Raw genomic sequence first — 20,961 nt, forward strand, 5'->3', positions numbered from 1 at the left:
GTTGGCAAGTTGTTTGTGGAAAAAAGACCACGTTTTTGTTAAAATAAGAGAAGTTGTATGTCTTTTTTTAGACAAGTTAGGAGAAAAACAAGTTTATGAAAAAATATGAAGTGATTTTCCAAGAACTGCAAAAAGCCATTGCTGATGGAATCTATCAGATCGGTGATTACCTGCCTACGGAAACGCAGCTCTGCCAAAACTATGGCTGCAGCCGCGATACGGTCAGAAAAGCTTTGCAGCAGCTGACCAAGGCAGGCCTGATTAAGACACAGCAGGGACGCGGCTCTCAAGTCATCAAACATGAGCAGTTTGACTTTCCCGTCTCTCAGCTGACCAGCTATCAGGAATTGGTTCAGCAGCTCCATATGAATTCTAAAACCAACGTTATTGCTATTGACAAGCTGATCGTTGATAACAAATTAGCCAAGCTGACCGGTTTTGCACCCCACAGCCTTCTCTGGCGTATCACCAGACAGCGCGTCCTTGATGGTGTGGCTTCCGTTCTTGACACCGATTATCTGGACAAATCGCTGGTTCCTGATATGACAAGAGAAATTGCTGAATATTCTATTTACAACTACCTTGAAAATAAGCTTAAGTTAGATATTGCCTACGCCAAAAAAGAAATCACAATTGACCAGCTGACTGAAAAGGATAAAATTTTACTGGATATTGACTCAGAAAGCCATGTCGTTTCAATCAAATCGAAAGTTTATCTCAGCAATGAACGGCAGCTGCAGTTTACCGAAAGCCGGCATAAGCTGGAAAAATTCAAATTCGTTGATTTTGCCAGACGCAAAAAAGTAACAGACAGCTACGTAGCCATCTATCCTGCAGACGTTTAGTCATAAACACGAAAGACTGCTGTATCAGCACTTTCAAGGCTCAGCTCTTGCTTTCATTTTTGCAGACACTAGCAGCTCATCATAAACAGGTCAATCATTTTCCCTTCGTCTATAAACAAAAATCCGGCAAAACGATGTATTTGCCGGATTTTTATAGTAAGTTTCCTTAATTGGCCTAGTATAAAGACAAGCTGACAGCTCTTCTTATTCCAATTCCTTTTTGGTATCTAAGATAATGGTCACTGGTCCGTCATTTACTAAGGATACCTGCATATCAGCCCCGAATGCCCCCGTTTCTACCGGAACATGCTGAGCCAGCTGCCTGTTAAAACGCTCATAAAAATCATTTGCCAGATCGGGCGGAGCGGCTTTGGTAAATGCAGGCCGGTTGCCTTTTTTCGTATCAGCAAAAAGGGTAAACTGCGAAACAGAAAGGATGGAGCCCTTAACATCTTGAACGGATAAATTCATCTTCCCGTCTGCGTCAGAAAAAATCCGCATGTTAACTATCTTTCGGACAGCATAGTCCAGATCTTTTTGGGTATCAGCAGGGCCGATTCCAACCAGTAACAGCAACCCCGGGCCGATAGCAGCTTTTGTTTGGCTGTCAATCGTCACACTGGCTTTCAAAACACGCTGAAGAACAATTCTCACGGTCAACTCCTTTGTCAATAATTTTTCATGTCAAACGGTCTCCTGCAGGCACATGCTGATTTTTCTGTATGCCAAGTGCACTTATGACAGGACACCTTGCAGCAAGTGCGCACACTCTTAAATCATCCGTTGGTTCTCTTAACAGAATAAACATCCGGAATAATCTTGATTTTATCAACAACAGCTGTTAAAAGTGCCAAATTAGGAATGCCAAAGGTTACATGAATATTAGCAAACTTCATATCCTTGGTCGGCTGTGCATTGACGGTTGAAATATTCTTGGTCTGATTAGACAGAATCTGCAGGACATCATTGAGCAGCCCTGAACGGTTGAGACCGTAAATATCAATCTCAGCCATGTATTCTTTTGTGGAATGTTCATCATCCCACTCAACCTCAATGAGGCGCTCTTCATAACCTTCCTGACTTTTGATGTTGTTGCAGTCAGCGCGGTGGATGGCTACCCCACGGCCTTTGGTCACATAGCCTTCAATCGGATCTCCCGGTACGGGATTGCAGCACTTGGCAATCCGCATGAGAAGATCAGACGAGCCCTGAATGATAACGCCGCCTTCGCTTTTGACCTTAAGCACTTCTTTTTTGTTGTCGTGCTTGACTTCGCCGCCCTTCATCAGTTCCTCGGCCTCTGCTTTGGCCTTGGCCCGCTCTTCTTCGCGGCGTTCTTTTTCAGTCAGTTTATTAAAAACATTAGCCGGTGAAATTTCACCGAAACCAACGGCAGCATAAAGTGCCTCTTCATTGCGGTAATTTAGACGGCTCAAAACAGCCTCAAGGTGTTTTTTATCCAGATATTTATTGGCGACATAGCCGTGCTCCTGAAAATAATCAATCAGCAGGTCACGCCCTTTAGTAATGGATAATTCCTTATCTTGATTTTTAAAGAACTGGCGGATTTTATTGCGGGCTTTATTGGTCTTGACAATATTGATCCAGTCGCGGCTGGGACCAAAAGAATTAGAATTAGTGATGATTTCAACCACATCACCTGTTTTGAGTTTGGCGGTTAGAGGAACCATGCGGCCGTTAACTTTAGCACCGGTAGCTTTTTCTCCGACCTGAGTGTGAATGGCATAGGCAAAATCAATGGGGCCTGAGTCCTTAGGCAGCTCTTGAACAGCACCGTTGGGTGTAAAGACATAAATGCGCTCAGCAAAAATATCTTCCTTAACAGAATCCACAAAATCAACGGCATTGCCATTAGAAGCAGCCTGCAGCTCAACCAGCTCCTTAATCCAGTTCATGCCAAGAGCAGACTCTTGGCTGTTAACCTTGCCCTTGATCCCCTTTTTGTAGGCCCAGTGAGCTGCAACCCCGTATTCAGCAACTTGATGCATTTCGTGTGTGCGAATCTGCACTTCAATCGGCCCTTTGGGACCATAGACAGTCGTGTGGATAGACTGATAGCCGTTAGCCTTAGGATTGGCAATATAATCTTTAAAACGACCGGGCATAGGCCGCCAGAGTTCATGAATGTAGCCTAACATGGCATAAACATCACTTTGGGTATCTAAAACACAGCGAATAGCAATCAAATCATAGATTTGGTCAAAGCGCTTTTTCTTATCGCGCATCTTGCGATAGATAGAATAAATATGCTTAGGACGGCCGTAAATTTCCCCGTGCAGCCCTTGCTCTTCCGTGTACTCTTTGATCTTATCCACAATGTCATTGACCAGAGCTTCACGTTCGCGGCGCTTTTCATTCATCAAATGGGAAATCTTGTAAAACTCAACCTCATTCAAATAGCGGAAAGCCAGATCTTCCAGCTCCCATTTGATGCGGCTGATCCCTAAGCGGTGAGCTAAGGGAGCGTAGATTTCCATGGTTTCCCGAGAAATGCGTTCCTGCTTATCCTTGCGCAGGTGCCTGAGGGTCCGCATATTGTGCAGACGGTCAGCCAGCTTAACTAAAATCACTCGAATATCTTTGGACATGGCCATCAGCATTTTACGGTGATTCTCAGCCAGCTGCTCTTCGTGCGATTTGTATTCGACCTTACCCAGCTTTGTCACCCCATCAACAATGTTTTTGACATCGCTGCCAAATTTGTTCTCCAAATTATCTAGGGTTGCTTCAGTATCTTCAATGACATCATGCAAAAAACCGCAGGAAACCGTGATAGCGTCCAGATGTAAATCCGCTAAAATCCCTGCAACCTGAATAGGATGGATAATGTAGGGCTCTCCTGACTTACGAAATTGGCCGTTATGGCATTCTACTGCGTAGTCTAAAGCTTTTTGAACAAGAGCAATATCTGCCTCATTCATATAAGCAGAGCATATCTCAATAACTTCCTGACCTGTTAAATTTGCATCTTTTGCCATGTTTTTCCTCTCTAAAAATATCTTATTCTTATTCTAACACTTTAAGACCAAAAGAAAAAGAAGATTGTTAGCTTCCGGTACAATCTTCCTTTTCTAGATACAGCAGCTCTTAGGCCTGCTTTTCATCTGTTATTCTTTTTTACTAATATGCAAGGCAAAATGACTTATTTTCCTTGATCCGCCTCGTCCAGATAGGCCTCACAGGCCAGACCGCAGTGGTCACTGATGTAAGGATATTTCGTCCCATCAAAAACGACTTCTGATTTTTGAATGCGCCATTCCCGACTCAAAAAAACATGGTCAACCTTAAGGGCTTCCTGATTGCCCTGCCAGCCGTCAATTTCCTTTTGAATAGTAGCCAAACCATAGACAGCCTCTGCCGTCTTATGGCTGTCTCTTAGGTGCAGCCGACTGTTTAAAATCAGGCGATAGCCCGCTTGATCCGTCGGATTATTAAAGTCTCCCATCAGCAGCAGCGGACACTCTAAGGCTGACAACGCACGTTCCAGCTTATCCCATTCCTCTTCAAAGCCTTTATTCCACCAAGACAGATGAACACTTGCGACAGCAAAGCTGCTGCCGGACTTGGTTCTTGCCAGCAGAACCCGTCTGGTATGATAATCCCTTTCATCATCTGTCTCTGATACTAAAATCGTTTCACTTTGCAGCGGACATTTCGACAAGATGGCAACACCTTCCTGAAAACGCCCGTAGCCAATATGGTTATAAGCCCAAGACCAATAGTAGGGCTGCCCGTGTTCTGATAAAAGCCTAACCAGCTCAAGGGCGTAATTATCCTCATGAACAGCAGGCGTTCCGGGTGCCTGACAATAGTTAAACAAAGCTTTGGCCGGTGCAGAAGCCATCAGCTGATTGACTTCCTGCAGACAGATGATATCATATTGCTCTTTAAGAATGGCTTGCGCTAAAATTTTTAATTTTTCTCGCGGATTTTCTTCCATCCAGCTGTGGGTATTGATGGTCAATAATTTCACTTGGATTCTCCTTTGTCACATAAGAAAGCCTAAAAATGGCAGCACTGTCTTTTTTAGTTAACCATAAAAAATAGAAAGAGGCAAGAAGGTCTGGTAAATGACCGCCTCTTCCTCTTTCCTTCAACTGTTACAGTTCTACTTTAGCAACCACTGTTTTGGCGGCTTGATGTCCTGTTTTGGCAAGACTGACAGCTTTTAGTTCTGCTGTGTTGGTAAAGGCAACAATAACGGTTGTTTCACGATCAGCAGACTTTATAGCTTCTAAGTCAGCAACCAAGAGCAAGTCGCCGGCTTCGACACGCTGACCGTCTTTTACCTTGGCTGAGAATGGCGCGCCGTTTAAGGCAACCGTATCTAAGCCCACGTGAATGAGCACTTCCAGACCTTGATCCGTTAAAAGTCCCAGAGCGTGTTTTGTTGGAAAGACACTGGTAACTAAGCCGGATACAGGAGCATAGATATTGCCGTTTTCAGGTTCAACTGCAAAACCATCTCCCATCATCTTTTGTGAAAAGACCGGATCATGAACTTCTGTAATTGGCATAACGTCCCCGTCAGCAACCGTCGCTACTTCTTCTGTAACACCTTTAAAGGTTACTTCTCTTGATGGTTCTTCTTCTAGGGTTGAAACATCGGTCTTAGGAATTTCTGCACCTGAATCCAGCAAATCTTGAATATCAGATTTCAAAACATCGGCCTTAGGTCCATAAACAGCTTGAACCCCATTGCCTTTCACAATCAAGCCCATTGCACCGGCTTTCTTCCAGCTGGCTTCATCGCCTACTTTAGCAACATCTGCTACCGTAATCCGCAGGCGGGTCATGCAGGCGTCCACATCCGAAATATTTTCTTTGCCGCCTAAAAGGTTGATAATTTTGACAATCTGTGAATTGGCATTGGCAACTCCTGTATTGCTGCTGCCCGTTTCAGCTGCGTCATCGCTGTCATCATAGTTGCCGTTGCGGCCTGAAGTGGCAAGGTTGAATTTCTTAATCATGAAGTTGGCAATAAAGTACATGGCACAGCCAAAAACGACAGAGACCCAAACAAAGTTGATCAAATCAATAGCCAGACCGGCTTTAATGGCCATCGGTGTTCTGGTCAAGAGCTCAATATTACCAAATGAATGAACCCGCAAAGGAACCAAGTCGGCCATAGCAAAAGCAAGACCTTGCATCACAGCATAGACAAGGTAAAGAGGCAGAGCTGCAAACATGAACATGTATTCAAGCGGTTCGGTCACACCGGTAAGAAAGACCGCTACAGCCGCAGAGATGAACATCCCCTTGTATTTTGGCTTTTTATCAGGATCAACATTGCGGTACATAGCCAGCGTCAGTCCCATCAGAATACCGCTGGCACCAATCATTTGCCCCACCTTGAAACGAGCCGGTGTCACTGTTGAGAGCAAGTGGCGGTACTGTTCCATATGACCGGCACCTTTGAGGTTAATCAGGTCCGTCACCCAAGCCAGCCAGAGCGGATCCTGTCCAAATACCTGAGCCCCCTTGCTGGCACCTGTCAGGACAACATAGGTTCCGCCAAGCGAGGTGTAATTCATTGGAATGGTCAGCATGTGGTGCAGACCAAACGGCAAAAGGAGACGCTCCAAGGTACCATAAAGGAAAGGAGCCAAAAACGGTGCTGAGTCTTGTGAAGACGCAATCCACATACCAAAGCCGTTGATACCGGACTGAATAACCGGCCAAACAACAGATAAGATCAGTGCTACAATGGTCGAGCGAACAATAACGACGAAAGGTACAAAGCGTTTGCCGTTAAAGAAAGATAATACATCAGGGAGTTTGCGGAAATTATAGTATTTATTATAGGCAGTTGCCCCGACAAAACCGGAAATAATACCGACAAAAACACCCATGTTCAAGGCAGGCTGGCCTAAAACATTGATAAAGTAGTCGGACACATGCATCTTCCCGCCAAAGATATTGTGAACATAGCTGGATTTATCTGCGATCATATCCAAGGAAACCCCGTAGAAATTCCCTGTAATAAGATTAATCAGGATAAAGGCAATCGCTGCGGCAAATGCACCGCCGGCACGTTCTTTAGCCCAGCTGCCGCCGATAGCCAGCGCAAACAAGATGTGAAGGTTATTGATAACACCCCAGCCGATTTGGGCAATGATATTGGCAACCGTCACTAAGATAGCCGATTTTGGATTAATCAAAGCTAAGGAATTACCAATCGAAACCATTAAACCTGCAGCAGGCATAACGGCAATAACAACCATTAAACATTTTCCAAACTTTTGCCAAAATTCAAAAGTGAAAAGCTGCTTATAATTTTTCATTTTTACCTCCTGCGCAAACGTTTTATGCAAACGTTTGCAATTGATACTATTATTATATCATGAAATCTTTTTTTGTAAAGACCTTTTTCAAAAATTAACAAAAAAAGGTCTGTTTAGCCCCAGCAAGAACGCGCTGATACTAAACAGACTCTAAAATGAATAATATAGATAACTTTCACAAATTAGGAGCCGCTAAGAATTTATTTTTTGCGATTGGGCCAGGTTGAATCCCGTTCAATAATCTGATGCGGAATGGTCAAAAAATTTTCGCCTTCTGCCTTACCCAGAATCAGCTCTGCCGCTTTGCTCCCCAGCTGATAAGGGAAGATATCAATAGAGGTTAGTGCAGGCGTAGCAATCTCACTGACAATGGAATTGTTAAAACTAATCATGGCAAAGTTATCACTGGGGAGATCCAGCTTTTTAAAAAGACGCTGCAGCCGGATGGCCATGATGTCATCACAAGCGACAAAGGCTTCCAGGCGAGGATTCTTTTCTAAAAAAGCACTTAAAACAGTGAGATTAGCACTGTCATCAATTCTTGACAGCTGCAGCCTTTTGGTCTTTTGCCCTTCTTCTTTCATGACATTGGCATAGCCCATGTAACGGCTGGCCTGCACCAGTTCATCCATGTCCGTATAGGCATAGGCGATTTCACGGTAACCCTTATCAACCAGAAACTGAGCGGCATCCTGACCGGCTAGAGTATTGTCATTATCCACAAATTGGATGCCTTTTTGAGCAGCATTGTAAGATTCCCCCACAACCACACAGGATACTTCTGCCTGTTGTACAAACTGAAAAACCTTGTCATTGGCCTTTGAATACAGAAAAATAAACTTGGCAATATTACCGCTGCGAATCAGGGTCTCGATATTGGCAATTAATTCCTCTTCAGTTCGCCCTGTTGCTAGGCTGACCATATAGTGGTTATCTGTACAAACTCCTGATATTCCTTGAATAATCTGCATGAAGAACGGATTGTTGCCCAGCGATTCCTGACTTTCACGGACAGGCAGGACAACCCCGATTGTATTGGAGCGCCTTTTAACCAGATTTTGGGCTGAATAATTAGGAGAATAATTCAGCTCTTTCATGGCCTTGCGGACTCGCTCTTTCGTTGCCTGACTGATCATATCGTTGTCATGCAGAGCACGTGATGCCGTTGAGGCTGAAACGCCTGCTAATTTTGCAACATCTTTAATGGTTGCCATAGGTCTTCTTTCTAATCTTTTTGTTAATTCTAGAATAGTCATTTTTCAGTGGCGTGTCAAGAGAAAGTGAGATGTTAAAAATTATTCACTTTTTAATTGACAAAGGTCTTCGATAGTGATATATTTATAACAGAAATAGTTATAAATAATTAACGTTTTGATAAAGAAAGAAGGTCTGTTTTATGAAAAACCGTGTCTGCAAATGGATTACTCTCATTTGGCTGATGACAATGTTCGGGCTTTGGTTTTTAACGCCGTCAACTGAAAACCCTTGGCTAAAAAATGCCGTCTTTCTCATCACCCTAGCTGTCCAAGCAATCGTCTTTCTAGCCATAAGCAAAATACCTCAAACCAAAAAAGAAGACCGCTATTTTGGACTGACTGAAAAACTTTACAGCCTGACCATCTTTGCAGCTATGGGCATTTATATAAAGGGCGTTTGGGCCATTACCCCCAATACCAATCCCGTCTGGATAAAGCATGTCCTTTTAAGCTTGGGCTTGTTGGTTCTAGCTATTTTCTTTCTCTACTTTATCTTCAAAAAAGTGGATGAAAAACCTGATGAACGCTTCTATGCTGATTTGGCTAAGGCTGCCTGCCTTACCTTAAGTTTGATCTTAGCCTGCTTGATGATTTTGAGCATCATCACCTTCTTTTTCCCATTTACCCTAACAGCCGGTATGATCCTAATCTTCAGCGCAGCTATGATTTTGGCTTTTGATATTGCTTTTTTCCTCTTTGAGAAAAGGGGTGCTTAGTATGGCTAATATTACGACCAAGCTCAAAGAACTGCGCAAGGCTAAAAAAATGAGCCAGCAGGAACTGGCACAATTAGTTGGCGTGCGCCGCGAAACCATTGTTCATCTGGAAAACAACCGTTATAATCCCTCTCTTGAAATGGCTCTCAAAATCGCCGAGATTTTTCAGCTGCCCGTGGAAGATATTTTTCAACTGAATAAGGAGGAAGACTCATGAACACACAAACCTGCCCTTACTGTGGGGAAAATCAATTTGTCACAGCCAAGCAAAATAAAGGCTATGCTGGCATTTCACGTTCAGGCAATGCCTCTAGTCTGGGGCAATCGCTCTGCCTAGAAGTCTGCAAAAACTGTGGAACGGTTGTTCGATTTTTTGTGGAAAATCCTGAAAAATTAAGTTAGAGCACATAAAGAAGCTATCCAGTACCAACAGCTTCTTTTTTACTTCATCAATTCTAAGGCGTAAGACACTGCACTTAAAACATACAGCGGAGCGGTCTCTGTTCGCATGATACGGGGACCCAGTCCAACTTTGACAGCCCCTGCTTGCTCAAAGGCTTGGATTTCAGCAGGTGAAATGCCGCCCTCTGGACCAAAGATGAAAAGGAGTTTATGCCCCTCTTCGGCAAGCGACAGTTCACGCGCCAAAGCAGCGGTTTCTCCTTCTTTGGCAGATTCTTCGTAGGCAAGCAGAATTTTATCAAAATGGCTCAACTGAGCCAGAAAATCAGCTTTCTTCTCGAAGAGTTTGACCTGAGGAATGGCATTGCGTTTGGATTGCTCAGCTGCGCCTTGAACGATCTTGGCCAATTTATCAGCTTTCTTAGCCAGCTTTTTGCTGTCCCATTTGGTCACAGACCAGTCAGCCGGAAAGGCCCAGAGAGCATGCGTTCCCAGTTCTGTCGTCTTTTGCGCCAGAAATTCTAATTTATCCCCCTTGGGAAAACCTGAAGCGATAGTCACTTGCACCGGCATTTCCACATTGTCTGACAGCTCCTCTGTGATTTCAAACCTGTGTGCCTGGGTATCGGTCACGCGCGCTAACCGTTTAATTCCATCATCAAAGACCAGCACCGCCTCATCACCCTCGGTCAAACGCATGACCTGAAACATATGCTTGACTGTCTCTTTATCTGTAATGGTAACAGGATTTGTTGCTTGTCCTTTTACAAAATACTGCTGCATCTAGCCTCCCATGATCCCTGAAATATCATCTGTTTTCTTAAACACCAAAGCATTCCATTCTCCTTGAATCATATGAGTTTCAAGGAAAAAGCCTGCGCTGTAAGCTGCTTCCAGCACCATATCCAGCTTTTCGCTGATAATACCGGACATAATCAGATAACCGTCATCCTTCAGCAAACGGTAGGCATCATCGGTCAGATTGACTAGGATATCTGCTAGGATATTAGCCACGATAACCTCTGCATGAATATCAACATGCCGCAGCAAATCACCTGCTGCCACATGGATATTAGCGGTTCCTTGGTTGAGATCAATATTTTCCTGAGCCACGCGCACAGCGACATCATCCAAATCATAGGCAAAAATTTCTTTAGCTCCAAGGAGGGAACTGGCGATGGAAAGCACCCCTGACCCCGTTCCCACATCAAGGACTGTCTCACCGCCGCGCAGAATCTGCTCCAGCGCAAAAAGGCTCATCTTGGTTGTCGGATGAGTGCCTGTACCAAAGGCCATCCCGGGGTCCAAGCGGATAATTTTTTCGCCGCCTGCCGCTTCATAGTCGGTCCAGCTGGGAACAATGGTCAAGTCATGAGTGATACGAGCCGGCTCATAATATTTCTTCCAGTTTTCCGCCCAGTCTTCCTCAGCTAATTCTTGGGTCTCAAGCTTCACCTGACCGGTCGTCAAACCGAAATCCGCAAGCTCAGCCAAACGCTCTTGAACTTCTTTTTTGATGGCTTCCATATCAAGCATTTCAGGATAATAGGCCGTAATTTTGACAGTTTCTACCTGCTCAACCTCCGGGAAAAGCTCCCCATACTTGCCTACTCCATCCAAATAATCCGCGCTGTCATCAATCGCAACCCCTTGGCTGCCGGACTCCACTAAAATATTGGACGCCGCTTCTTCTGCTTCACGGTTAATCGTGATTGTCAGTTCCTGCCAATTGTTCATAAATTAAATAATGCTCCTTCCTATTCATCTCAATACCTCGGATAAGGGTAAAACTCTGTTTCTTTCAGCTCTGCTCTGCCTTTTTCAAAAGCCTCGGCATCCCACGAAACAGCGAATTCTTCTGCCGTTTCGTCAGCCAGAAAGTCCATCAGATCGCTCAAACCATCTGTGGCAGTATCATTCAAAAATCGGGCAAAGTAGGCTAAAAATTCACGCGATAAGCCTTTTTTAGGCTCATAGGGAATCGTCACTAAGTAGTCTTCGGCATCAAACCGTGATTTGTCAGGATTGTAAAAGAGGACATAATCCTCAAAAAAGATATCCTCATTCGAGATCTCTCCACGATCATCAACCGTCTCAACGCCCGCTTGATTCTGCGCCTCCAAAATAAAAGTGACTTCTACCGCATGATTTTTCTTTTGCCAATCCATAGCAAAGTCAAAATCCAAATGCTTCTCTAATTCTTCTTCCAGTACTGACAAAAAGCCGTATGTCGCCATCAGTTTCTCCATTTAATGTCATTTTCTTCCATTATAACATTTTCATGAGTGCTCTAGGAACAAACTTTTGCACTGATTAAATTTTAAAAGCAAATTCTGCAAACCATTACCATAGGACAGCTTACAAGTTCAGGCACAGCAGCTCCTTTCGTTTTATGAGAAGCAAGCTCATATTTTTTTGCATAAAATGTGTTACAATAGTCCTAAAAAGCTGAGGCACTCATATGATAATTAAACCCATGGAATTAACGGAACTTGATCAGGTGATTGCACTGGAAAATGCAGTTTGGTCAAGTCATAATACACCTGTTTCTCTGCCTCTTGCCAGCAAAGACAAGATTATCAACAGTTTTGAAAACGGCAGGCATTTTTTAGTCGCCAAAGAAAAAGACCGCATTCTGGCGGTCCTTGATTACGGTCCGCTCTATCCTTTTCCCAGCGGCAGCCATGTGGTGACCTTTGGTATTGCTGTTGCCGGCAAAGAGCGCGGCAAGGGAATTGGCAAAAAATTAGTCCGGCGATTTTTAGAGGACGTCAAAAATGACTACCGAAAAGTCCTTATCCATGTGCTGTCCACCAATTACAAGGCCATTGCTTTTTATGAAAACTTAGGCTTTTCTTTAGAAGCCCGTTTAAAACAGCAGTTCTTTCTCAATGGCCAGTATGTTGATGATCTAATGTTTAGCTTTGATTTGAAGAAACATTCTATTGCTTAACGGCTGCAGAAAAATCTAAGAAAGGAAACGTATGATTAATAATCTCGCCTTGCGCATGCGCCCGCGTGATATTTCAGAAGTCATCGGCCAGCAGCACTTGGTCGGTGAGGGGAAAATTATTGCGCGTATGGTTGCTGCCAATCGCCTGTCATCAATGATTCTCTACGGACCGCCCGGAATCGGCAAGACATCAATCGCTGCTGCCATTGCCGGAACCACAAAATATGCTTTCCGCACCTTTAATGCGACAACAGACACAAAAAAACGCCTGCAGGAAATTGCCGAAGAGGCTAAATTTTCAGGCGGTTTGGTCCTTCTTTTAGATGAAATTCACCGTCTGGACAAAACCAAACAGGATTTTTTGCTGCCGCTGTTGGAAAACGGCCAAATTATCATGATTGGCGCAACAACTGAGAACCCCTTCTTTTCAGTAACACCTGCCATCAGAAGCCGAGTTCAGATTTTTGAGCTGGAGCCGCTGACAGCTGACAATATCAAGCAAGCTCTCAGAACTGCCCTTGCTGATAAGGAACGGGGATTTGATTTTGATGTGGAGCTGGATGATGATGCTCTTGATTTTATTGCTCTGGCGACCAACGGGGATTTGCGGTCGGCTTATAATTCACTCGACTTAGCCGTCATGTCTACTCAGCCAGATGACAAGGGTGTGCGCCGCATCACTTTAGATACTGTAGAAAACAGCCTGCAGCGCAGCTATATTACCATGGATAAAGACGGAGACGGCCATTATGATGTCTTATCTGCTCTGCAAAAATCCATTCGCGGATCCGATGTTAACGCCAGTCTCCATTATGCAGCCAGGCTGATTGAGGCGGGTGACCTGCCCAGTTTAGCCAGGCGGCTGACAGTCATTGCTTACGAGGATATCGGCCTGGCCAATCCTGACGCTCAAATCCATACCGTAACAGCTCTTGAAACTGCCAAACAGATCGGTTTTCCCGAGGCTCGGATTTTAATTGCCAATGTTGTGATTGACCTAGCTTTGTCTCCCAAATCCAATTCTGCCTATGAGGCTATTGATGCCGCCATAGCTGACTTGCATCAAAACGGAAACCTTCCCATTCCGCGCCACCTGCGGGACGGGCATTACGCCGGCAGCAAGGAACTAGGCAATGCCCAGAATTATAAATACCCGCATGCCTATCCTGAAAAGTGGGTTAAACAGCAATATTTGCCGGATAAAATCAAAAAAGCTAATTATTTTACGGCCAACCAAACAGGAAAATATGAGCGGGCTCTCGGAGCCAACAAGGACAAAATTGATGAGCTGCTAAAGTAATGCAGACGTAAAAAAAGTAAATTTTTAACTTGAAATTTTTTAACATTATGGTATCATAATTAAAGAAGATTGCTGTGGCATACGAATTCACATCCAAGTGTTGACCGACTATTTTTTTGTATTATCGGGAAACAGAAGTCATTCTCCAGTATGCAGGCCGTTCCACGCGGAAGCAACTAAAGGAGAAGCGAGTTGCCCACCTGCTTAAGTGTGCGGGTTCAATACAAAACGTGAATCATCGGTGCCAATACAGCATTTTGCCTCCTTAGCTCAGTTGGTAGAGCAGTGGACTCTTAATCCATGGGTCACAGGTTCGAGCCCTGTAGGGGGCATAGATATATATGATGAAAAAGCCTGTCATAGCAGGCTTTTCTTTATGCCTTTTTGATGCTGGCCCATGTTTTGGCCCAGGCCTCTTTTTTCTCGTTCAAACCATTCATCCCGTGTCTCCTCTAATAAATGGATATAAGTTTCTCGTAATGTAGTTGTATCTTTATGCCCAAACCACCTAGCTAAAACTTCTAAAGGTACCCCTTCCTGAACCTTTATACTGCCATAAGTATGACGCCCACCGTAAATTGTAATAACAGGTTCAATCTGGAGCTTTTTTAAAATTCTTTTTAAACAAGTATTTAAAGTTGACTCATCTGGAACAGGACGTTTTGCCCCAATCTGAAAAAAGACAAATTGCTCTTTATTTTCAACTTTAAGCAATTTCAACAACTTTTCCTGCAAAGTCTTCAACTCCTGAAAGACCTCTAAAACTTGATTATTAAATGGACACCTACGCTTAGATGGATTTTTTAGTCCTAATCTCCGATAAAAATGATCATTTTTTGCCGGTACAAATTGTTGTTTAGATGAGCTCCAACGTCTATGCGTATAAACTTCTTGATTGTCAAAATCAAAATCCGGCCAAGTTAAAGCTATTAACTCTCCAAATACCATCAATTTATATAGTCAAACAGATTATGATGATTGGAGCAACCGGGCAGAAAATTAATATAAAATGCAACCAAACTTTTAAAATTGGTTGCATTTTATATTATTAGATTGTATTAATTATCATGATTTGAGAAATTCATCATTTCTTTTAAACTTATGATAATTAGAGCTAATGTAATTCCCCAGCCAATTCGAGTAGCTAATAATAGATTGTTTGGCCAAAGATTTAGACAGGTTGATCCAACTGCTGAACCAGCTGAAATGGCAACATTTTGTACCATTCGCTGTAAAGCTCCCGTGCTGCCTTGCATTTCCATAGGGCTAGCTTGCATAATACTAGCAATATTGGCAGGCTGAAAGTATCCTCCGCCAATACCATAAATAAACAATCCTAAAGTTAAGAAGAAATAAGACCAGCTAGGAGTGAGAAGCAAAAGGAAAAGCAAAGAAGCAATAATAATTCCGAGACCTAAATGACTAAAGGCTTTATTTTTACTGCCGTCATTGTACTTCCCTGATAGCCTTGAAAAGATTACTAATCCTGCTGGTGCGCCTAGTACAAGAAAGCCTGTCTGTCCCACTCCTAAATGATATAATTGTTCAAAAATAAAGGGCGGAAGTAAAAATATCATTGCGGAGGCAAAACCAAAGGCGACCGTTTGAAAAAGATAGGAGATTACTTGTGGGTTGTTTTTTAATCCCTCAACATCAACAAGTGCCTGTCTATTACTAAATTCAACATGGTAAAAGATGATTCCGAGGAACAGACTGGATATTATTAAGATAAGACTAACCATTAATAGATGAGGTTTGCTTAGCAAAGACAACCCTAATAAAAGAAAAACTAACATCAGAGTATTTATAATAATTCCAAGATTATCCAATGTTCGTTCGCTAGTCTCCTCAGAGAGCTTACTAAGAAGATAATGGTTACATACTATTGCGAGGATTGCAAAGGGAACATTTAGCCAGAAGATAAAGCGCCAGAGATTTAAAGAAAGTAATATACCTCCTAAAGACGGGCCAAGGACAGGCCCTAGGCCAATCATAACACCTAAAATACTAATAGCACTGCTTTTCCGGTCTTCAGAGACTAAAGTAGTAATCAAAGCTGCTGAAGTAGCTTGTAGAGCGGCAGCCCCTATGCCTTGAAAAATCCGGCCAGCAATGAGCCAGCCAATACTATTAGCAAATCCACAGAATAACGAACTCAACCCAAAAAGTACAAATCCTAAGTAGGAAATCGTTAACTTTCCAAATTTATCACTTAATACTCCTAAAGGCAGGATAGAGATAGCTAAAGCTAAAGTATAGCCAGTTATTGTAAACGATGCAATGTTAGTTGTCGTTTGGAATTCTCCCGTCAAAAAAGATAGGGCAACATTGATGATGCCTGTGTCTAAAGTGGAAAGCAGCATCCCCATACCTGCGATAACTGTTATCAATGAATTCTGCAACCGTTTTGTCATTTTACTTCCCCCTTTATCTCAAACTATGATACAATGAAAATAATTAATAATCAATCAATTCTAGAAATATCGAATCGTTTGGAGGAATAACATTTGGCGATTACCATTCAATTTAGCAATTATGCTCTTAAAACAGATGAAACGTTGACGCAAAGAATACAATTTGTGTATTCTCCGTTAAATGAACTTTTTAGAAGTTTACATGTCTTATTAAATCCCCGTCATCATGGTACAAATATTGACTGGGTCATTGAAATACAAGACAGATTGACAGACGATTTCTATGAGAACCTTCACTATTTTCAACTCTTTTATGAACTCGGTGTTTCCTCTATCTTGCTTTGCAACTTTCGCTATCATGCAACAACGATTGAAGAAGAAATACAAAATCTAAAGAAATTTCTTAATGACTTGCCTGCTGCTCAGTTAATTGAGCATTTGGAAAAAGTTACAAGTGACCGAGAAAATTCCTTCATTCCGACATTAGCAAAAGGATTAGAGTGGAAAGATTTCTCATTGAGTAACGATAAGCAGCTGCTTAAGGATTTAAAAAAGGATGCTTCTGATGTCTACCAACGACTTTTTTCCTTTATTGATTGGTATAGACGAGAAATATTTGATAACACTTGGAAAGAGAAGGCCATTCAGCAGAAACTGCTAGATGAAATTCAGAAGCAATCTTCTTTTTTAAGAAAAAACGGTTTAATCGAAATGTTTAATCATTTGCAGGTTGACCGCATCCATTGGAAAGAGGATGAGCTGGTCATTATTAAACCGTTTGACCAAGAAATCCAACTGCAAGATAGTGATTCTATTATGCTATTACCAAGTTATTTTATTTGGCCTCACCTCTTTGTTGAAACTTTCGACCAAGGAATTGCTATCACCTATGATATTACAGAGCACCCAAGTTACTATAGTTCCACACCGGAAAATTTAATTACTATTTTTAAAGCTTTAAGTGACCCTGTTCGTTTACAAATTATGAATTATGTCATTGATAAACCAAGTACAACACAATCTTTGGCTCAAATTTTAGTGATGAGTAATTCCAGTGTCTCCAGACATCTTCAAATTTTAAAGGAAGCCAATTTATTAACAACAACAAAAGCTAAAAAATTCGTCCTTTATGAGCCAACACAGCTCGTTACACAATTGATGCCAAATTTTTATCAGTTCTTTAAAAATTGAGGTTTTAATCATTAAAAAGGTGGTGATTACTATGTCAATGTCACAAATTATCTCAGTTCTATCAGCTGATTGTTTTCTCACTCAAATTGAGATTGAAAGAACTTTAGGGTACCCCTTATCGAAAAGTGAAATTACTTTTTTAAAAACCAGTCCTGAAATAGTCTTATTTAACTTTTACGGGCGAATTTACTATAAATTAAATAATAATGTCCCCATCACAGCGCAAGGAAGATTAGTCATTGAAAAACTGTCTAGGCGCCCTCAAGCAATTAAGCTTGGCGAAGCACGAACATGTTTGCATCATTTGGCCGGAAAAGCAGGGGTTACAGTATTTGAGTGGTTTATTCAAAATAAATTAATGAAACAAGAATCCCTTGTCAACTATTCTTTGATGCAAGCAGGAATTAATACTATGCAGCAATGGCTGGGCTATCAGCCCAATCCTAATATAAAATTATGCTTAGATTTTTCTGAAAGAAAATTTCATATTGGCGGAGCATTAGGAAAAAAGATATTAGAAAAACTAATTCATGAAGGAAAATGTCAATTAACCTCAAATAGGACAGTTATTCTGAAAACTAGCACAGATAATTTAATGGATGATTTTCATAAATTAAGGTGCTTATCATAGAACATATATTGTAGAAATAATTAGAACCAGCAAAAAATCACGAAAGTACTATTTCAGTTAGGCGAACTGCCAATAAATTGTCCGTGGTTTTCTTTGTACGCTACTCTAAACCATTATATTTATTTTTCAATCAAAAAAATAGAGACTTTATTGATTTTTATCACAATTTACTGAAGTTCATCTTCAAGAATTGTATAAAGTAAAAGTTTTGCGTTTCAACTGACGTATATTGAATGTCTACTGAACTTCAAAAGGCTTTCGAATGTTATTTTATCAGATATTAATTGTTGTTAACTTAAGGATTATAGAAACTCCATTTTGCCTCTGCTCATATATTCTTAGCTTATCTCTATAACTTAATTTCATCAAAAAATACCCCAAAAGTTAGACTTTCTGTCTAACTTTTGGGTTGCAGTTCATTATCTACAGCTTTTTGTTGCGGATTTGTTACGAAACATAAAAAAGATAGCTCATTTAACAAGATTTAAATCCGTGAAATCCTATTAAATCAACTATCTCTGTATTTAGAAAATATTTCAACTACATGTAGGGGGTATAGGAATTATTCATTTAAAAGCCCGTCGTATCGGGCTTTTCTTTGTGTCTTTTTGCCCAGCCTCTTTTTTACACAGCTGCAAATACTGCGTCTGAGCTAGCGGCACTTAATCGTCATCTTTCCTATCTTGCCATTTGGAAAATAGTGCCAGCACTGCCCTGACCACAATTGGTGCGACGATCAAAACAATGATAATTAAAAACGGCAAAATCCTTTTTAGTCGTTTTTAATTATCTACTTCATTTTTTCATCATAAACATGCAAGGTCTCATTATTCTCCTCAAATTCTTTGGCATGCTTGGCTTCGCTAGCTGGTATTTTCTGTCTTTTCTTTCTTACTGTATAAGCTAAAGCAAGGGCAAAACACATACATACTACTTTTAGCATAATACTGTCAATACCGCTATCATCTACAGAAATTTGTGAAAAAGTATTGATTAAGGCATGGGTCATGGCACAAATCCACAGACTCTTGGAATAGACAAATAAGGGCTGATAGGATAAAAGAATTTGTCAATAATCCCAACAAAAACGAGGGCAGGTTAACACTTGTCAGGCTTCCATCGATATAGAAAAAGAGAATATGCCAGATTCCCCAGCAAATAAAGGTAATGATTGTTGCCAGAGCATAGGAAAATTTTTTCTCTAGATCAGGCTGAAAGGAATAGCGCCAACCTATTTCCTCTATTCCACCAAATACAAGTGCTTTCAGAAAAAATAGAAATGGTATCCCAATACTTCCTATCTTGAAGCCATTACCTATGATAACCGCACCAAAGTCTATTACCAGAAAAGCTATAACGAATAGATAAACTTGCATGGGCTGCCTGACATCAAAAAACTCCTTTAGAATTTCAAGTGGGCTTTTTCCATGACAGTTTTTTTGGTAAATGACACCCCACATTGCTGACGAAATGCCAGCTAAAACAATAAGAAGCATTCCCAAAAATGAATGGTAGCCTAATTCAAAGCCAGCTTTTTGGAACAAGCCAGCAATAGCAGTAAAGAAAATAATCTGAAGCAAAGTAGGTAACAAATAGATACTATAAAGTTTTTTATGATTCATGATACTATCTTCATATTAGCATAGGAAATATAGATTTTTCAACTAATTGCACAATCAAAATGATAGACATGCTAGCCATTTAAAGGGCTCTCATGTCAAGCTTTTTTGACCAACGTTTTCATAACGGCTGCTTTTCTTATTCCATAAAAAATGCTTACCAGATGCCTAAAAAGTGCTGCATGGCAAGACTGATTATGGTAATGACTGCCCAGCAGGAAGCCCCCAGAGCAATCGCCTGCCCGCCTGTTTTAATGAGTTTGACAATATTTGTATTGATCCCTATCGCACTCATGGCCATGACAATGCAGAATTTAGAGAGGGTTTTAAGCGATTCAAAGACAAGAGGATTAAAGCCCAGCCCCGTCAAAAGGGTTGTCAAAACAGAAGCCAAAATGAAATAAAGGATGAACATGGGAAAGACCTTCTTGATAGCGACAGTGTGCTCTTGAGTTTGTCCGCTTTTTTTAGCCTTGTAAACTTGGTAAAAAGACAGCCCCAAAGTGATGGGAATAATGGCCAAGGTTCGCGTCAGCTTGACAATTGTTGCGCCGTCCAGCGTATTGGAATGGTGCAGACCGTCCCAGGCTGCTGCCGTTGCTGTCACAGATGAGGTATCATTGACTGCTGTCCCTGCAAAAAGCGCAAAGCCGTGATTCGACAGTCCCAGCATATCTCCCAAGGTTGGAAAAATCAGAGCCGCCAAAATGTTAAAAAGAAAAATAACGGAAATAGATTTTGCGATTTCTTCATCATCAGCCTTAATAACAGGTGCTGTCGCGGCAATAGCAGAGCCGCCGCAAATAGAAGAGCCAACACCTACCAAGGTCGCTGTCCGCACATCCAGCTTAAACCATTTTTGCAAAAGAAAGGCCAGCAGCAAAGAGGAGCTTATGGTTGCCAGAATAATGGGGAGCGAGGTCCTGCCGACTGTCAGCACCTGCGATAAATTTAAACCAAAGCCCAGCAGAACAACCGCAAACTGCAAAATGTATTTAGAGGTAAAAGCAATTCCTGCTTCTGTCTTTTCCCGCCTGTGATAAAAGGCAGCCAGCAGCATGCCCAGAAAGATAGCAAACACGGGTACCCCAACGATTGGAAAGAGCTGCCCCAGCCACCAAGCAGGCAGGGCAACAACAAGACACAAAACAATCCCCGGTAATTTAAGCATGAATTGATTCGTCATAAAATCTCCTTATCAGCATTAGATAGCTTTTATTATACTGATTTTCAATCGTTCTGTAAAATGATGATTGATTCTGCCGAAATAATGAAAAGAACCATTAGATCTTGAATTTCCACATCGATATCTTTATCAAGGTTTATTTA

Annotated in this window: 22 protein-coding genes, 1 tRNA gene, 1 other RNA gene and 1 pseudogene; 11 read left to right on the top strand and 14 right to left on the bottom strand. The window is 41.7% G+C overall.

The features are described from left to right. Positions 1–95 precede the first annotated feature (95 nt). Positions 96–845 carry a trehalose operon repressor gene (treR, locus tag G573_RS10840; protein WP_051175696.1) on the top strand — a complete coding sequence of 250 codons (750 nt, stop codon included), beginning with the start codon at positions 96–98 and terminating at the stop codon, positions 843–845. Positions 846–1,049: 204 nt separating this feature from the next. Here the strand turns inward: treR and dtd are convergent, their stop codons facing one another. From dtd to G573_RS0102300, 5 genes are all read right to left on the bottom strand, one after another. Next, positions 1,050–1,499 carry a D-aminoacyl-tRNA deacylase gene (gene dtd / locus G573_RS0102280; RefSeq protein ID WP_027975201.1) on the bottom strand — a complete coding sequence of 150 codons (450 nt, stop codon included), beginning with the start codon at positions 1,497–1,499 and terminating at the stop codon, positions 1,050–1,052. A 122-nt stretch (positions 1,500–1,621) separates the two neighbouring features. Next, positions 1,622–3,844 carry a RelA/SpoT family protein gene (locus G573_RS0102285; protein ID WP_027975202.1) on the bottom strand — a complete coding sequence of 741 codons (2,223 nt, stop codon included), beginning with the start codon at positions 3,842–3,844 and terminating at the stop codon, positions 1,622–1,624. A 164-nt stretch (positions 3,845–4,008) separates the two neighbouring features. Further along, a complete protein-coding gene (locus tag G573_RS0102290; protein ID WP_051175698.1) occupies positions 4,009–4,806 on the bottom strand; it encodes an endonuclease/exonuclease/phosphatase family protein in 798 nt (265 codons plus the stop codon). A gap of 160 nt (positions 4,807–4,966) precedes the next feature. Next, positions 4,967–7,150 carry a PTS transporter subunit IIBC gene (locus G573_RS0102295; protein ID WP_027975204.1) on the bottom strand — a complete coding sequence of 728 codons (2,184 nt, stop codon included), beginning with the start codon at positions 7,148–7,150 and terminating at the stop codon, positions 4,967–4,969. 200 nt (positions 7,151–7,350) lie between these two features. Beyond that, positions 7,351–8,364, bottom strand: a complete 1,014-nt coding sequence (locus G573_RS0102300; RefSeq protein ID WP_027975205.1) for a LacI family DNA-binding transcriptional regulator — start codon at positions 8,362–8,364, stop codon at positions 7,351–7,353. 182 nt (positions 8,365–8,546) lie between these two features. Here G573_RS0102300 and G573_RS0102305 point away from each other — a divergent pair, with 182 nt between their 5' ends. Genes G573_RS0102305 through G573_RS0102315 form a run of 3 tightly spaced genes read left to right on the top strand, consistent with a single transcriptional unit; the run spans position 8,547 to position 9,524 of the window. Beyond that, positions 8,547–9,122 carry a DUF3796 domain-containing protein gene (locus G573_RS0102305; RefSeq protein WP_027975206.1) on the top strand — a complete coding sequence of 192 codons (576 nt, stop codon included), beginning with the start codon at positions 8,547–8,549 and terminating at the stop codon, positions 9,120–9,122. A gap of 1 nt (position 9,123) precedes the next feature. Next, positions 9,124–9,339, top strand: a complete 216-nt coding sequence (locus G573_RS0102310) for a helix-turn-helix transcriptional regulator (RefSeq protein WP_027975207.1) — start codon at positions 9,124–9,126, stop codon at positions 9,337–9,339. After that, positions 9,336–9,524: a hypothetical protein gene (locus tag G573_RS0102315; RefSeq protein ID WP_027975208.1), complete on the top strand. Its 189-nt coding sequence runs from the start codon at positions 9,336–9,338 to the stop codon at positions 9,522–9,524. The genes G573_RS0102310 and G573_RS0102315 overlap by 4 nt, the downstream gene beginning before the upstream one ends. A 39-nt stretch (positions 9,525–9,563) precedes the next feature. On the opposite strand, the gene G573_RS0102320 is transcribed toward G573_RS0102315, so the two are convergent. From G573_RS0102320 to G573_RS0102330, 3 genes are read right to left on the bottom strand one after another with little or no spacing between them, the layout of a single operon-like run. Further along, positions 9,564–10,307, bottom strand: a complete 744-nt coding sequence (locus tag G573_RS0102320) for a 16S rRNA (uracil(1498)-N(3))-methyltransferase (protein ID WP_027975209.1) — start codon at positions 10,305–10,307, stop codon at positions 9,564–9,566. Next, complete coding sequence (gene prmA / locus G573_RS0102325) at positions 10,308–11,261, bottom strand: 50S ribosomal protein L11 methyltransferase (protein ID WP_027975210.1); 954 nt, start codon at positions 11,259–11,261, stop codon at positions 10,308–10,310. A 29-nt stretch (positions 11,262–11,290) separates the two neighbouring features. Then, positions 11,291–11,761, bottom strand: a complete 471-nt coding sequence (locus G573_RS0102330) for a DUF3013 family protein (protein ID WP_027975211.1) — start codon at positions 11,759–11,761, stop codon at positions 11,291–11,293. Positions 11,762–11,985: 224 nt separating this feature from the next. On the opposite strand from G573_RS0102330, the gene G573_RS0102335 reads away from it, so the two are divergent. From G573_RS0102335 to G573_RS0102345, 4 genes are all read left to right on the top strand, one after another. Further along, the gene (locus tag G573_RS0102335) at positions 11,986–12,477 is read left to right on the top strand and encodes a GNAT family N-acetyltransferase (RefSeq protein WP_027975212.1); all 492 of its coding nucleotides are present in this window, start codon (positions 11,986–11,988) and stop codon (positions 12,475–12,477) included. 31 nt (positions 12,478–12,508) lie between these two features. Continuing rightward, positions 12,509–13,777, top strand: coding sequence for a replication-associated recombination protein A (locus G573_RS0102340; protein WP_027975213.1), 1,269 nt, complete (start codon positions 12,509–12,511; stop codon positions 13,775–13,777). Positions 13,778–13,843: 66 nt separating this feature from the next. After that, positions 13,844–14,037, top strand: a non-coding RNA gene (gene ssrS, locus G573_RS11215) — 6S RNA. Then, positions 14,037–14,109, top strand: a tRNA-Lys gene (locus G573_RS0102345). Before ssrS ends, G573_RS0102345 begins: the two co-directional genes overlap by 1 nt. A gap of 25 nt (positions 14,110–14,134) precedes the next feature. Here G573_RS0102345 and G573_RS11220 read toward each other — a convergent pair. Both G573_RS11220 and G573_RS0102355 read right to left on the bottom strand, forming a co-directional pair. After that, positions 14,135–14,725: a site-specific integrase gene (locus G573_RS11220; RefSeq protein WP_084522368.1), complete on the bottom strand. Its 591-nt coding sequence runs from the start codon at positions 14,723–14,725 to the stop codon at positions 14,135–14,137. Positions 14,726–14,835: 110 nt separating this feature from the next. Further along, on the bottom strand, positions 14,836–16,191 hold the full coding sequence (locus G573_RS0102355) for an MFS transporter (RefSeq protein WP_027975214.1): 1,356 nt from the start codon (positions 16,189–16,191) through the stop codon (positions 14,836–14,838). Positions 16,192–16,284: 93 nt separating this feature from the next. Between G573_RS0102355 and G573_RS0102360 the strand changes: the two genes are divergently transcribed. From G573_RS0102360 to G573_RS11120, 3 genes and pseudogenes are all read left to right on the top strand, one after another. Continuing rightward, positions 16,285–17,382, top strand: coding sequence for an ArsR/SmtB family transcription factor (locus G573_RS0102360; protein ID WP_027975215.1), 1,098 nt, complete (start codon positions 16,285–16,287; stop codon positions 17,380–17,382). Positions 17,383–17,413: 31 nt separating this feature from the next. Continuing rightward, a pseudogene (locus G573_RS11115) lies at positions 17,414–17,718 on the top strand (hypothetical protein). Between the two features lie 22 nt (positions 17,719–17,740). Next, positions 17,741–18,013, top strand: coding sequence for a hypothetical protein (locus tag G573_RS11120; RefSeq protein ID WP_027975216.1), 273 nt, complete (start codon positions 17,741–17,743; stop codon positions 18,011–18,013). A gap of 662 nt (positions 18,014–18,675) precedes the next feature. On the opposite strand, the gene G573_RS11385 is transcribed toward G573_RS11120, so the two are convergent. The 4 genes from G573_RS11385 to G573_RS0102380 form a co-directional block, all read right to left on the bottom strand. Next, complete coding sequence (locus G573_RS11385) at positions 18,676–18,777, bottom strand: type I toxin-antitoxin system Fst family toxin (RefSeq protein ID WP_169364433.1); 102 nt, start codon at positions 18,775–18,777, stop codon at positions 18,676–18,678. Between the two features lie 26 nt (positions 18,778–18,803). Continuing rightward, positions 18,804–19,022, bottom strand: a complete 219-nt coding sequence (locus G573_RS11615) for a hypothetical protein (RefSeq protein ID WP_245543129.1) — start codon at positions 19,020–19,022, stop codon at positions 18,804–18,806. Next, positions 18,976–19,635 carry a CPBP family intramembrane glutamic endopeptidase gene (locus G573_RS10855; RefSeq protein WP_245543130.1) on the bottom strand — a complete coding sequence of 220 codons (660 nt, stop codon included), beginning with the start codon at positions 19,633–19,635 and terminating at the stop codon, positions 18,976–18,978. The genes G573_RS11615 and G573_RS10855 overlap by 47 nt, the downstream gene beginning before the upstream one ends. A 154-nt stretch (positions 19,636–19,789) precedes the next feature. After that, positions 19,790–20,818 carry a YeiH family protein gene (locus G573_RS0102380; RefSeq protein WP_027975217.1) on the bottom strand — a complete coding sequence of 343 codons (1,029 nt, stop codon included), beginning with the start codon at positions 20,816–20,818 and terminating at the stop codon, positions 19,790–19,792. Between the last annotated feature and the right edge of the window lie 143 nt (positions 20,819–20,961).

Source organism: Streptococcus devriesei DSM 19639 (assembly GCF_000423725.1).
GTDB classification, from domain to species: domain Bacteria; phylum Bacillota; class Bacilli; order Lactobacillales; family Streptococcaceae; genus Streptococcus; species Streptococcus devriesei.

Excerpts from the sequence above, each read along its gene's own strand:
- treR (WP_051175696.1), top strand. The coding sequence starts at position 96 with ATGAAAAAATATGAAGTGATTTTCCAAGAACTGCAAAAAGCCATTGCT.
- G573_RS0102285 (WP_027975202.1), bottom strand. The coding sequence starts at position 3,844 with ATGGCAAAAGATGCAAATTTAACAGGTCAGGAAGTTATTGAGATATGC.
- G573_RS0102290 (WP_051175698.1), bottom strand. The coding sequence starts at position 4,806 with ATGGAAGAAAATCCGCGAGAAAAATTAAAAATTTTAGCGCAAGCCATT.
- G573_RS0102295 (WP_027975204.1), bottom strand. The coding sequence starts at position 7,150 with ATGAAAAATTATAAGCAGCTTTTCACTTTTGAATTTTGGCAAAAGTTT.
- G573_RS0102300 (WP_027975205.1), bottom strand. The coding sequence starts at position 8,364 with ATGGCAACCATTAAAGATGTTGCAAAATTAGCAGGCGTTTCAGCCTCA.
- G573_RS0102305 (WP_027975206.1), top strand. The coding sequence starts at position 8,547 with ATGAAAAACCGTGTCTGCAAATGGATTACTCTCATTTGGCTGATGACA.
- G573_RS0102310 (WP_027975207.1), top strand. The coding sequence starts at position 9,124 with ATGGCTAATATTACGACCAAGCTCAAAGAACTGCGCAAGGCTAAAAAA.
- G573_RS0102315 (WP_027975208.1), top strand. The coding sequence starts at position 9,336 with ATGAACACACAAACCTGCCCTTACTGTGGGGAAAATCAATTTGTCACA.
- G573_RS0102320 (WP_027975209.1), bottom strand. The coding sequence starts at position 10,307 with ATGCAGCAGTATTTTGTAAAAGGACAAGCAACAAATCCTGTTACCATT.
- prmA (WP_027975210.1), bottom strand. The coding sequence starts at position 11,261 with ATGAACAATTGGCAGGAACTGACAATCACGATTAACCGTGAAGCAGAA.
- G573_RS0102330 (WP_027975211.1), bottom strand. The coding sequence starts at position 11,761 with ATGGCGACATACGGCTTTTTGTCAGTACTGGAAGAAGAATTAGAGAAG.
- G573_RS0102335 (WP_027975212.1), top strand. The coding sequence starts at position 11,986 with ATGATAATTAAACCCATGGAATTAACGGAACTTGATCAGGTGATTGCA.
- G573_RS0102340 (WP_027975213.1), top strand. The coding sequence starts at position 12,509 with ATGATTAATAATCTCGCCTTGCGCATGCGCCCGCGTGATATTTCAGAA.
- G573_RS11220 (WP_084522368.1), bottom strand. The coding sequence starts at position 14,725 with ATGGTATTTGGAGAGTTAATAGCTTTAACTTGGCCGGATTTTGATTTT.
- G573_RS0102355 (WP_027975214.1), bottom strand. The coding sequence starts at position 16,191 with ATGACAAAACGGTTGCAGAATTCATTGATAACAGTTATCGCAGGTATG.
- G573_RS11120 (WP_027975216.1), top strand. The coding sequence starts at position 17,741 with ATGAAACAAGAATCCCTTGTCAACTATTCTTTGATGCAAGCAGGAATT.
- G573_RS11615 (WP_245543129.1), bottom strand. The coding sequence starts at position 19,022 with ATGACCCATGCCTTAATCAATACTTTTTCACAAATTTCTGTAGATGAT.
- G573_RS10855 (WP_245543130.1), bottom strand. The coding sequence starts at position 19,635 with ATGAATCATAAAAAACTTTATAGTATCTATTTGTTACCTACTTTGCTT.
- G573_RS0102380 (WP_027975217.1), bottom strand. The coding sequence starts at position 20,818 with ATGACGAATCAATTCATGCTTAAATTACCGGGGATTGTTTTGTGTCTT.